We start from the raw sequence: 12,471 nt of genomic DNA on the forward strand, positions 1-12,471 counted from the left end.
TGGAGGGTGAGTCTGAACAAGGCTTGTGCGCCCTTCTCGATTACTTAATTTTGACCTCTACAATTTTCTAGAATCCCAATACCTCGTTGAGCAATTAGGCAAAGCAGCTACACTTGAGTTTGATAATGTTAAGCTCAAAAAATCAGGCTCTGATGTTTGGGAGTAGATTTACTCTAAAGTAAATGAAACAAAGACACTGAATACATTAAATGGAGTAGAAAACATTTCGGTATTAGAAAGTCGCTCTATTTCTTTTTTATCTAATGATTTTATTATTACCTTTGAATCTTCATACTCATATGATTCGTGGCTTATCATTTTTAATGTTTTGAGTCCTTCCTCATCCTGAGTTCTAATAACAAATTTAAAATAAGCTGCTTCTTCATATGCAACACATTTATCCAACGCTTTAAAATAAAGAATACCTAAAGCTCTTCTTTTCTGCTCATCGTCAAGAGAGTTGAAATAAATATCAGTAACATCTTTAATCTCTCTTTTTGATAACTACCGACAATAAGATGATTTATTTTCATACGCTTTAAATTGTTGACTATCTTCTAGGGAGCTAGCATTGACCTTAAATGTTAAAATTAACAAAATTGCGCTAATCCTAGCGAAGAGCTTTATGCATACATTTCCAAAATTCACGCTCTTCTCCTTTGGTATTTTCGTAAGCTTTATATGTTACTTTCATTGCTGAATTCCTAGTCATAAGACGAGTCCCAAGCAATGATTTACTGAACTCTTCCCAATCATTAGTGGTGATATTCTTCACTACTTTGTAATACTGTCTATCTGCGAAAATATTCACAAACTCAACAGCAGAAACACCACCAGCAAGGTAATTCCCTAGACTTGCCGTGTCCTCTATCTATCGCAAGTAAGTAATAGATTTACTACTAAATTATTAATATTGCAAAATTCGCTATTTTTCACACTAAAATATTCCTAGCACATAAAAATCAAATCATTATTCTAACTAGAACTAGTGAATTAAATCTCACTGTTTTCATAGGTATTTCACCTATTTTTTAATTTATTGTCGAGTAAATCACAGTGTTTAGGAAATCCAATTCGTTTTCAGTTGGTCGCCTCGTTCTTTTTTGACTCTTTCCTATTAGATTCATATCAATCAGGATAGGGATCGCTTCATCAAAAATAATGTAATTAGATTCAATATTAAAAACAGGTTTTGATTTCTTCATGACAGAGCGAAGATAGGCTATATCATGGTAAATAGCTGCGGGCTTTGTGCCTGTTCCTTTTCGGTTTCGGCAATGCTCAATTAAGTCACTCGTTTGGAGTTCGTGACTGTTAATTTTGGCTATATCGCAATCTCTAAGCATTTTTATTACAAATTGCTTAGTTCTTCCTGTGTTATCCCATAAATCCCTATCATTGATAAAAAGGTCTAGAAGAACGGCTAACGTGCTTGTTTTTAGGTTCTTTTTTAGTCCGTTAGCCTCAATCTCAGCAACTTGTTTGATACCAAATGACTTAGCGAGTGATTTCTTTTTAAAAGTTTTGCTTTCTCTGTGTATAATTGCGGAATTCTTTTTAACTATAATGGTTACTTTGAATTGAGATTCACCGTTCTGAAGTTTTCGTGTTTCTACTGTATAGCTTGCCATTTGTCCTACTCCTAAAAGGGGTACTCAAGGGGTACTAGTTAAAGAAATTCAAAGAAATTCTAGGTTATTCACTGTGTATTTGTACAGTATTTTTTTAAGGCTAAATTGTGTCAAACCCTGAGAACACCAATAAATATCCACTACAACGCTTTTCCGTTGCCCCTATGCTTGATTGGACTGACCGTCATTGTCGCTATTTTCACCGTCAACTATCAGAACATGCTTTGTTATATACAGAGATGGTAACGACGGGTGCGATCATTCATGGTAAGGGAGATTTCCTTGCTTACAATGAAGAGGAGCATCCAGTTGCATTACAACTAGGTGGTTCGAACGTTAAAGATTTAGCTCATTGTGCGAAATTAGCGGCTGATCGCGGCTATGATGAAATTAACTTAAATGTAGGTTGTCCATCAGATCGTGTGCAAAATGGTCGTTTTGGTGCTTGTTTAATGTCTGAGCCAGAATTAGTTGCCGAATGTATTGCAGAGATGAAAGCGGTTGTTGATATCCCTGTAACCGTTAAAACTCGTATAGGTATTGATGATCAAGATAGCTATGAATTTTTAACTCGCTTTGTTTCTGTTGTTCACGAACAAGGTGGATGTGATCAATTTACTATTCATGCTCGTAAGGCATGGTTAAGTGGGTTGAGCCCTAAAGAAAACCGTGAAATTCCACCGCTAGATTACCCACGTGCGTATCAAATTAAAAAAGACTTCCCTCAATTGGTTGTTGCTGTAAATGGTGGGATTAAAACCCTCGAAGAAGCAAAAGAGCATTTAGCGCATTTGGATGGTGTGATGATTGGTCGTGAAGCGTATCAGAGCCCATATTTATTAGCAGAAGTCGATCAACAATTATTTGGTAGTGATAAACCAATTAAAAAGCGCCGTGAAATTGTTGAATCAATGTACCCATACATTGAACGTCAATTAGAGAACGGAGCACACCTGGGCCATATTACTCGTCATATGTTAGGTTTATTCCAAAGTATGCCAGGTGCTCGTCAATGGCGTCGCTACATTAGTGAAAATGCTCATAAGCCAGGTTCGGGAATTGAAGTTGTTCAAACTGCTTTAGCTAAGATCCCTGCAGAATTAGATGTATAACCTCTTATCTATTACCGTTGATAGATTAGTTATATAAAAAAGAAGAGTACATAAATAAACCAAATCGTTTATTATGACCAAATATGAACCAAATAGCGTTTCAAATGGAGACTACGCATGAATAAATTATCCCTCGCCACTGTTGTTGCTTCTGCTGCCTTAGTATTGGCAGCTCCTGCACACTCGACAGAAAAGGAGTTTACAACAAAAGTGGCAATTGATGCGTGGTTCCCTGATGGAAAAGTTGGGTCTAAAGATGGAGCGGTTCGCGATAATGATGTCGATGCTTCTCAAGCATTTTCAATTGCGTTTGAGCACCCATATCCATACCTTCCTAACCTAAAAGTACGTTACACACAGGTCAAAGCCGATCGTTTTGAATACGACCAAATTGATTATACTGGTTACTACAAATTATTAGACACTAATGGCCTTCAGTTTGATGTGGGCTTAACATTAATGCAGTTCGCTAATGGTGAGTTTAATAAAGGGGGCTCTGTTGACCCTAATAAACTAGCAAATCAAAGCTTTGATGAAACTGCATTAAACATGTATGCCGATGCGTCTATGCATATTCCTGACACTAACTTCCACATTTTCGGTCAGTATGATTTTGGTAGCAGCAGTGATACTCGCACTATGGATGGACAAGCAGGGGTTAAATACATTCTTCCTGTTGATGCCGTTGATGTTGAGTTTAAAGTCGGTTATCGCGTGATGGATCATGAGTTTGGGTATTTTGAAGGTTTTGATAGCGACCAAGCTAATGTCATGGTTGATGGTTGGTTTGGTGGCTTGTCATTTGATTTCTAATCAGAGACAGCAAGAGTATTAAAAATAGCGATTCAGGTGACTGGGTCGCTATTTTTTTATTTTAAATTTGCTCAATTTCAGTTTATTGCCCATGCTTATAGAATGGATATTACTATGATATTCATATTTGGTAAGGATGTAGTTATGACGACATTAAGTGAATTAAAATTGATGTACCAAGAAGATCAATTAGTTGAAGCAGTAATCGAACCTGTCATGGTTGAAGATTCTTGGATTGTAGAATTTCGCCATGTACGTGGAGGCCTTGTTTTACTTACGGATTTTAAAGGTGGGGAAATGAAATACAGGGATTTAGAGTCTGCCTCAAAGAGTGCGTTAGCGGTTGGATTTAGTCAAGTCAGGATCAATGATTAGTTTATTTTCAGTATAAATTACGTAACGCAAACTTTTCTTTCTTCCAAAAAGTTATAAAACATACCTATCTATTCTTTCTTGTTATAGAAAAGAGTCGCTAATCTAATATGACGCAATGAATAGGGATGTCGTCATGTTATTAAAGGAACTCTCCGCACTCGCTAGCCCACTTAATGACCAACAAATAGGTCAATTACAGCTAGCTGCTTCAGAATTATCTCCACAACAACTTGCCTGGGTAAGTGGTTATTTTTGGGGGGTAAGCCAAACTTCTGGTGCTGCACAACCAATCAACCAAGCCGCAGCTGCGGTATCAAATGAACCGGCAGGCAAACTGTCGATTATCTATGCTTCCCAAACAGGAAATGCGAAAGGTGTGGCTGAAGCACTAAAAGAAGAAGCGTCTGCTTCTGGAATTAGTGTTGAGCTGTTTGATGCGAGTGATTATAAAGGTAAAAATCTTGCCAAAGAAACTCACGTTATTATTGTTGCATCGACTAATGGTGAAGGTGAAGCGCCAGATAATGCCATTGAATTGCATGAATTTCTTCAATCTAAAAAAGCACCAAAATTAGATAATTTAAAATACGCGGTCATTGGTCTAGGTGACTCGAGCTACGAATTTTTCTGCCAAACGGGTAAAGACTTTGATGAGTATTTATCTAAAAAAGGCGCGACACCATTTATTGATCGTATTGATCTTGATGTGGATTATGAAGCTCCTGCGGCAGAATGGCGTAAAGAAGCATTAGAGAAAGTAAAAGAAACTTTATCAACTGGTGATGAGCCTAAAAATGGACAAGTAGTGCAATTACCTGTTGGTCAAGCTGCGCATAGCCACTCTCAATATTCAAAACAAAACCCTTATACAGCTACGCTATTAGCTAGCCAGAAAATCACAGGTCGAGATTCTGGTAAAGATGTTCGCCATATTGAAATTGATTTGGAAGATTCCGGCTTAACTTATCAACCGGGTGATGCACTTGGTGTTTGGTTTGAAAATAGTTCAGAGTTAGCTGCTGCTATCTTAAAACAAGTAAGCCTTACTGGTGAAGAGCAAGTTGATGTGGATGGAGAGTCAATCTCTCTACAAAAAGCGTTAGTTGAGAAATATGAAATTACCTCATCAAACCCACAGCAAGTGGCTAAATTTTCAGAGTTATCAGGCAGTAAAAAACTAGATAAATTGGCACAAGATAAAGATAAATTACGTCATTATGCAGCTAACACTCAAGTTATTGACCTGCTATCAGAAAAGAAAACCAAATTAACGGCAGACCAATTAGTTGGTTTACTTCGCCGCCTAACGCCTCGTTTATATTCTATTGCTTCAAGCCAAACAGAAGTGGATGAAGAAGTTCATCTAACGGTTGCTGTTGTTGAATACCAACAAGGTGATGACACTCGATTTGGTGGTGCTTCTAGTTTCCTATCTCATCGTCTAGAAGAAGGTGATGAAGTAAAAGTATTTATTGAACATAACAATAACTTCAAACTCCCTCAAGATGATAATGCTCCTGTGATCATGATAGGCCCTGGTACAGGGATCGCACCATTCCGCTCATTTGTGCAAGAGCGTGACAACTGTGATGCAAAAGGTAAAAACTGGCTATTCTTTGGTGATAGAACCTTCACACAAGATTTCTTATACCAAGTGGAATGGCAGAAATACCTTAAATCAGGCGTTGTAAATCAACTAGATGTTGCCTTTAGTCGAGATCAGCAAGAGAAAGTGTATGTTCAACATCGTATTTTAGAACACTCTGCACAAGTGTGGCAGTGGCTGCAAGATGGCGCTTATATCTACGTGTGTGGTGATGCAACTCGCATGGCAAAAGATGTACATGATGCGTTGATTACTATTGTTGAACAGCAAGGTAAGAAGAACAGAGAAGAAGCAGAACAATTTGTAAATGATCTGCGTAAGGCGAAACGTTACCAAAGGGATGTGTACTAATGAGCGAAAAAATTGCAGTAAAAACCATCTTATCAGGCACTGAACTTGGCCCATTAGCGGATAACGAGCGTCTAAAGCGTGAAAGTAAAAATCTTAGAGGGACGATCGTAGAAGATCTTCAAGATCGCATTACAGGTGGTTTTACTAAAGATAACTTCCAGCTGATCCGTTTCCACGGTATGTATCAACAAGATGATAGAGATATTCGTGCTGAGCGTGCAAAACAAAAATTAGAGCCTCTGCATAACGTAATGCTACGTGCACGTATGCCGGGGGGAATCATTACCCCAAAGCAGTGGTTGGCGATTGATAAATTTGCTGAAGAAAATACTTCTTATGGCAGTTTGCGTTTAACCACTCGTCAAACGTTTCAATTTCACGGTGTTCTGAAACCAAATATTAAATTAATGCACCAAACATTGAATAGTATCGGTATTGATTCGATTGCGACAGCGGGTGATGTAAACCGAAATGTTCTATGTACCACGAACCCTGTTGAATCAGAGCTTCATCAAGAAGCTTACGAGTGGGCGAAAAAAATCAGTGAGCATTTATTACCAAAAACGCGTGCTTATGCTGAGATTTGGTTAGATGGTGAAAAATTAGAAACGACTGATGAAGAGCCAATTTTAGGCAGTAACTATCTTCCTCGTAAATTTAAAACAACGGTTGTGATCCCACCGCAAAATGATGTCGATGTGCATGCAAATGATCTCAACTTCATTGCCATTGCTGATAATGGAAAGTTGATTGGTTTTAATGTTCTTGTGGGTGGTGGCCTTGCAATGACCCATGGCGACACTGCAACTTACCCACGTAAAGCAGATGATTTTGGTTTTATACCATTAGAGAAAACATTAGAGGTAGCTGCAGCAGTTGTGACAACTCAGCGTGATTGGGGTAACCGTTCAAATCGTAAAAATGCAAAAACAAAATATACGTTAGATCGTGTAGGTGTTGATGTATTTAAAGCGGAAGTTGAAAAACGTGCAGGTATTCAATTTGAAGCAAGCCGCCCTTATGAGCTTACGGAACGTGGTGATCGAATTGGTTGGGTTGAAGGCATTGATGGTAAGCATCATTTAGCATTATTTATTGAGAATGGTCGTTTATTAGATTATCCGGGAAAACCACTAAAAACAGGAGTCGCTGAAATAGCTAAGATCCACCAAGGCGATTTTAGAATGACTGCCAACCAGAATTTAATTGTTGCAGGTGTACCTGCGGAGCAAAAAGATCAGATAGAGCAAATTGCTCGTGAGCATGGCTTAATTGATGATGGGCATTCAGAGCAGCGTAAAAACTCAATGGCGTGTGTGGCGTTTCCTACTTGTCCATTAGCGATGGCTGAGGCTGAACGTTTCTTGCCTGAATTTGTTACTGAGATTGAAGGTGTGCTGAAAAAGCATAACTTGCCAGAAGAAGACAATATTATTTTCCGTGTCACGGGATGTCCAAATGGTTGTGGCCGTGCAATGCTTGCTGAAATAGGTTTAGTAGGTAAAGCGCCTGGGCGTTATAACTTCCATTTAGGTGGCAATCGTAGTGGTACTCGTGTGCCTAAAATGTATAAAGAGAATATTACAGACCGACAGATTTTATTTGAGATAGATGAACTTGTTGGTCGCTGGGCAACTGAGCGTAAAGGTAATGAAGGCTTTGGTGATTTTACCATTAGAGCTGGAATCGTAGATGAAGTGAAAGTATCAAAAAGGGACTTTTATGCCTAAATTGCAACTGTCAGAGCTGCTGTCATTAAATAAAGTTGAGCAAATTTTACGTTTAGCTGAAATTAATACCGAGCTTGAAAAACTAACGGCTCAAGAGCGAGTTTCTTGGGCTTTAGATAACTTAGAGGGTAAGCCTGCGGTTTCTTCAAGCTTTGGGATTCAGGCTGCGGTTATGTTGCAATTAGTTACGGAGATTAAGTCTGATACTCCGGTAATTTTAACCGATACGGGTTACCTTTTTCCTGAAACGTATCAATTTATAGATGAGTTAACAAAACGGCTGAGTTTAAATTTACAGGTATTTTCTGCTGATGAAAGCCCTATGTGGCAAGAAGCTCGTTACGGTAAATTATGGGAACAAGGCGTTGAGGGGCTAAAACAATATAATCGCTTAAATAAAGTTCAGCCAATGAGAAGAGCATTAGATCAACTAGAAGTGAGTATTTGGTTTTCTGGTCTACGACGCGATCAATCTTCTTCTCGTTCGCATTTACCGATTTTAAGTATTCAAAATGGAGTATTTAAGTTTTTACCTGTGATCGACTGGAGTAATAAAGACGTACATTATTATCTAGAAGAGAAAGAATTGCCTTATCATCCATTGAGAGAGGAGGGGTATTTATCTGTCGGTGATACACATACCACTCAAAAATGGGCTCCAGGAATGAAAGAGGAAGATACTCGATTTTTTGGGTTAAAACGTGAATGTGGTTTACATGAAGATGATGCAGAAGCTGAAGGTTCTGGTATTTAATTCTAATAGTACTGCAATTAATAAATAAAAAGACAGCGAGTAAAATCGCTGTCTTTTTTATTTACGGTAAAAAATGATTATTTCCACAATGAGGTTAACGAATCTAGTAGACCTGAGCTTGCATCTTGAGATGTTAAGTATTGCGTAATTAAAGGCGTGAATTGTGAGATAAGGGCAGGGTCTAAACCTAGAGCAGAGAATGCGGCTTTCACACTGTCCATATTAGAAATCATACTGCTAAGCCCACCTGGAATTGCACCAGTTAACGATTCAAGGCCTGGGATCATACTATTAAGTTCCGAATTTTCAGAACTAGATAAGCCACTACCAGCCATTGCTAACAATGCACCTGCGCCACCAGCAGCTTGATCTGCTGAAATACCTAAGTTATCCGTTAGCATTCCAACCAGTGGGTTCGATGCTGTTGCTTGTTCTGTACTTGCTTCTTCATCACCGCCACCAAATAGGTTTGAAAGAAAAGCATTGGCAGGCGCTGCAGCAGTAAGAGAAAGCGCTAGAGTTGATAAGATTAGAGTTTTTTTCATTGTCATTTCCTTTTAACATTATGGTTTTGTTTTTATAACATTGTAACTAGAGTATGACATAAAAAAAAGCGATGCCCATAGGCATCGCTTTTTAATTTTATTTTTAATCTTTTTTGAGAAAGATTAGATGATGTCTAGTAGTTCTACTTCAAATACTAGTGCTGCATATGGAGGGATTGCAGCGCCAGCGCCACGCTCACCGTATGCAAGGTCTTGTGGGATAGCAAGCTTCCACTTAGAACCTACAGGCATTAGTTGAAGAGCTTCAACCCAACCAGCAATAACGCCAGTTACTGGGAATTCAGCAGGTTGACCACGCTCAACAGAGCTGTCAAATACTGTACCGTCAGTTAGCATACCGTGGTAATGAACACGTACTGTTTTATCAGAAGTTGGAATCTCACCAGTACCTGCAGTTAGTACTTCATATTGAAGACCTGATTCAAGTACAGTTACTTCTGAACGAAGAGCGTTGTCAGCTAGGAAAGCTTCGCCATCAGCAGCTGCTGCTTTAGATGCTTCAGCACGAGCTTCTTCAGCACGCATGTGAAGTGCTTGAAGTGCTTCGTTGATAGCGTCAACTTCGATTTCTGGCATGTCGCCAGTTAGTGAAGTAGCGATACCTTTAGCGATAGCTGCAACGTTTAGGCCTTCAAGACCAGATTGTGCAAGTTGTTGACCCATTTGAAGGCCAATACCGTAACTTGCTCTTTGCTCTACTGTTTCTAATTTAACTTCAGACATGCTGTCTCTCTTTCTTTATATGGTATAAACGAAAGACTAAAGGATACAGAGATCTAAGCTTAAGGTAAACTTTTGTACTTATTTGTACTCTGATATTAGAATAAAACGTGAGCTAACCAGTTTCGCATGAGGCGATGTCATGAATAAAAAGAAAAAAGTGAATATAAAACGCCCAGACTTTTCTGAGCAGTTGGCAATAATGAAAAATAAGTGTGAACCGATTTTAGAGAAGGTTTCTCCTTATTGGCAACGCTTGCCTGCTTTTCATCAAAAAGCATTACAGATTTTAGTTCCTGTTACTTTTGTTTTAATTTTATTGCCAAGTGGTGCAGAAGAGGGGCTTGAGAGCATTCAGCCTACAGTGATCCCTGCACCTGAAATGCAAAGGCAGAGTGTTAGCTTAAACTTAGAGGGACTGAGTGAACAAGAAGCAGCACTTCGTAACGCGCCTTCTCCTTATGAGTTAGAAAAAGAAAAAAGAGAAGCAAAACATGTAGAAAAAACAGTGGCAGTGAAAACTCCCGAACCAACTCAAAGCTCTGAAAAATGGCATGATTATCAAATCCAAGCCGGTGATACGCTTTATCAAGTCTTTAGAAAAAATAACCTTCCGCTTACCGAGTTAAATAAAGTGGTAAAAATAGAAGGCGTTGATAAGCCATTAAGTAATGTTAAAAAAGGCCAGCTTTTTCGTTTTAAATTAAATACAAAAGGCGAATTAGATATTGTTCAGATCGAGCGTCAAGGTGAAGCCATTATGTTCTTTAGAATGTCTGATGGAAACTTTGGGCGCAGTAAATAGTCTTTCATCAACGCCCTTCGATTAAAGCTCTCTTTTTCCTTTTATGCGCCTAAGCCATCTTTTGGGCATAAGAGGAAAAATAATTAGTCCGATTCCAATTAGAGTTAACCTGTCTGGCGCTTCATCAAACCAAATTATTCCAAATAAAACTACAAATATAAGCCCTGAATATTCTGCTAAAGAAACCTGAGTTGCCGGTGCTTTTTTATATGCCATGGTTGCTAGGCCGTTATAGCTAATAATAAAAGCGGCGCTTAATGCAATCCAAAGTACTTCTTTATAGTTTAAGGGTTCCCAATAAAACCAAGCTAAACTTCCAGAAACAGGCAGAGATAAACAGGTTGTCCAAAATAATGTAGTAATAACGGATTGATCATTGGGAATTTTTCTAACTAACAGATTGTACAGTGCTAATGTTGTTGCGGTTCCCAGAGCAAAAATAGCCGCCCAATGAAACTGAGAAGGGCGAAGAATAATTAGAGCACCAATAAATCCAATAACCGTTTGCAACACCTTTTTTGTTGATGGCCTTTCATTAAGCAATAGTATTGAAAGAGGGATCATTAATAGTGGCGCTGTGTAAAAAACAGCATTGGCTGTAGCAAGTGTTAAATAGGTGATTGATACCACCATACAGCAACTGCCAATCAAAAGAATATGAGCTCTTAAAACAGTTATTTTGGGATTGCTCAAACTCCTTAGTCTTGATGGTTGGCGTATCCAAAATGGAAAAAGAAGAACGATAGAGACTAACTGGCGTAGGAAAATATATTGAAAAGGTGAGACTCCACCATCAAGGACTTTTACCGCCACATCAGATAGCGATGCCAATAAATTACCTAATATAAGCAAGGCAATAGCAAGATTGATTGGGGTCATCATAGGCTTCATTATCGTGCTACTTGGTTAATCGCATATCGACATGAGGAATATCATCTTCAAGATACATATCAGAGATCACGTTAAACCCATGTTTTTGATAAAAGTGAGTTAAATGTTCTTGAGCTCCAATATCAATAGTTTTACCCGGCCATAATTCTTCACAACTAAGTAAAGCTTGAGACAGAAGGTCGTGCCCTAGGCCATTACCTCTTGCTGTTTCTTTTGTTGCGACACGACCAATACTTACGTTGTTATAACTGACGCCACTTGGTAATAATCGAGCACAGGCCACTATTTCATTATTTTTAGTACCAATTAAATGATAAACCCCATCATGACAATCTTTACCATCTAATTCAGGGTATGGGCAGGTTTGTTCTACGACAAAAACATCGACTCTCAAACGAAGTAGTTCATATAATTGAGCGGTAGTTAAGTGGTTAAATTTAATTTTTTTCCAATGAATCATAGACGTTATCTCGATGAAGAAAGAAGATCATAAAGATACCGATTTCAGAATGTTTAGGCATTAACTTATGTTAACTTTTTAATTCTATTTTTAATTCGACTTAAACTGATGTGGGTGATGCCAAGATAAGCAGCTACTTGATAGTCACTTAATTGTGCCCGAAGGTTAGGGTAATTGTTACAGAAAATCTCATAACGCGATTGAGGTGAGTTAAGTAACATAAAACGTTCTTTTCTTTCTTTATATACTAATTGAGTTTCGATTAGCTTCAGATAAAAAGGATGCGATTGTGATCGCCATTGCTGAATATAATCAATCGGCAAAGATAACAGCGTTGTTGAGGTCAGTGTTTCTAAAGTATAGGGGGATTTTTCATTATCAATCACCCCCTCAAAGCCAACAACCCAATCGCCTTCCCAGTAAAACTCCTTACTGAATTCTTTACCATGTTCCGTTAAATATGAAGCATGACAAAGTCCTTCTAATAAAAAATAGAAGGACTTTGAATTGTCATTTTGTTTTGCAATGATGTGTTTTGGCTTCAAATGATCTAATTTGCTACTGCGGATTAGTTTTTTAATTTCTTCAGCCGTAAAATTATAATTTTGAAGTTGGTTAATAAAGTCGTTGAGCATGAGTAAATGGTACTGAATTTAT

At 38.3% G+C, this 12,471-nt stretch carries 12 protein-coding genes and 1 pseudogene; 7 read left to right on the forward strand and 6 right to left on the reverse strand.

What is annotated here, in order from left to right:
- Positions 1–1,061: 1,061 nt before the first annotated feature.
- Positions 1,062–1,631, reverse strand: a pseudogene (locus BTO22_RS19125) (site-specific integrase); the annotation flags it as partial.
- A 107-nt stretch (positions 1,632–1,738) separates the two neighbouring features.
- On the opposite strand from BTO22_RS19125, the gene dusA reads away from it, so the two are divergent.
- The 6 genes from dusA (at position 1,739) to BTO22_RS19155 (ending at position 8,372) form a co-directional block, all read left to right on the forward strand.
- Entirely contained in the window at positions 1,739–2,743 is a 1,005-nt protein-coding gene (dusA, locus tag BTO22_RS19130) for a tRNA dihydrouridine(20/20a) synthase DusA (protein WP_105056852.1), read from the forward strand.
- Positions 2,744–2,860: 117 nt separating this feature from the next.
- Complete coding sequence (locus BTO22_RS19135) at positions 2,861–3,556, forward strand: TIGR04219 family outer membrane beta-barrel protein (protein WP_105056853.1); 696 nt, start codon at positions 2,861–2,863, stop codon at positions 3,554–3,556.
- 144 nt (positions 3,557–3,700) lie between these two features.
- Positions 3,701–3,931: a hypothetical protein gene (locus tag BTO22_RS19140; protein WP_105056854.1), complete on the forward strand. Its 231-nt coding sequence runs from the start codon at positions 3,701–3,703 to the stop codon at positions 3,929–3,931.
- Positions 3,932–4,064: 133 nt separating this feature from the next.
- Positions 4,065–5,888, forward strand: coding sequence for an assimilatory sulfite reductase (NADPH) flavoprotein subunit (locus BTO22_RS19145; RefSeq protein ID WP_105056855.1), 1,824 nt, complete (start codon positions 4,065–4,067; stop codon positions 5,886–5,888).
- A complete protein-coding gene (gene cysI, locus BTO22_RS19150) occupies positions 5,888–7,618 on the forward strand; it encodes an assimilatory sulfite reductase (NADPH) hemoprotein subunit (protein WP_105056856.1) in 1,731 nt (576 codons plus the stop codon). Before BTO22_RS19145 ends, cysI begins: the two co-directional genes overlap by 1 nt.
- Entirely contained in the window at positions 7,611–8,372 is a 762-nt protein-coding gene (locus BTO22_RS19155) for a phosphoadenylyl-sulfate reductase (protein WP_105056857.1), read from the forward strand. Before cysI ends, BTO22_RS19155 begins: the two co-directional genes overlap by 8 nt.
- A gap of 77 nt (positions 8,373–8,449) precedes the next feature.
- Here the strand turns inward: BTO22_RS19155 and BTO22_RS19160 are convergent, their stop codons facing one another.
- Positions 8,450–8,917 (reverse strand): DUF2780 domain-containing protein, encoded by a 468-nt coding sequence (locus BTO22_RS19160; RefSeq protein ID WP_105056858.1) that lies wholly within the window; start codon positions 8,915–8,917, stop codon positions 8,450–8,452.
- A gap of 123 nt (positions 8,918–9,040) precedes the next feature.
- The gene (locus BTO22_RS19165; protein WP_105056859.1) at positions 9,041–9,661 is read right to left on the reverse strand and encodes an FKBP-type peptidyl-prolyl cis-trans isomerase; all 621 of its coding nucleotides are present in this window, start codon (positions 9,659–9,661) and stop codon (positions 9,041–9,043) included.
- Between the two features lie 139 nt (positions 9,662–9,800).
- On the opposite strand from BTO22_RS19165, the gene BTO22_RS19170 reads away from it, so the two are divergent.
- Positions 9,801–10,463 carry a LysM-like peptidoglycan-binding domain-containing protein gene (locus BTO22_RS19170; protein WP_105056860.1) on the forward strand — a complete coding sequence of 221 codons (663 nt, stop codon included), beginning with the start codon at positions 9,801–9,803 and terminating at the stop codon, positions 10,461–10,463.
- A gap of 21 nt (positions 10,464–10,484) precedes the next feature.
- Here BTO22_RS19170 and BTO22_RS19175 read toward each other — a convergent pair whose 3' ends face one another.
- The 3 genes from BTO22_RS19175 to BTO22_RS19185 all read right to left on the reverse strand — a co-directional run bounded on the left by BTO22_RS19175 (position 10,485) and on the right by BTO22_RS19185 (position 12,449).
- Entirely contained in the window at positions 10,485–11,342 is an 858-nt protein-coding gene (locus tag BTO22_RS19175) for a DMT family transporter (protein WP_105056861.1), read from the reverse strand.
- A gap of 19 nt (positions 11,343–11,361) precedes the next feature.
- A complete protein-coding gene (locus tag BTO22_RS19180) occupies positions 11,362–11,814 on the reverse strand; it encodes a GNAT family N-acetyltransferase (protein ID WP_105056862.1) in 453 nt (150 codons plus the stop codon).
- A 65-nt stretch (positions 11,815–11,879) separates the two neighbouring features.
- Positions 11,880–12,449 (reverse strand): Crp/Fnr family transcriptional regulator, encoded by a 570-nt coding sequence (locus tag BTO22_RS19185; protein ID WP_105056863.1) that lies wholly within the window; start codon positions 12,447–12,449, stop codon positions 11,880–11,882.
- Positions 12,450–12,471 lie beyond the last annotated feature (22 nt).

Origin of the sequence: Aliivibrio sifiae (genome assembly GCF_002954705.1) — a bacterium.
GTDB lineage: Bacteria > Pseudomonadota > Gammaproteobacteria > Enterobacterales > Vibrionaceae > Aliivibrio > Aliivibrio sifiae_A.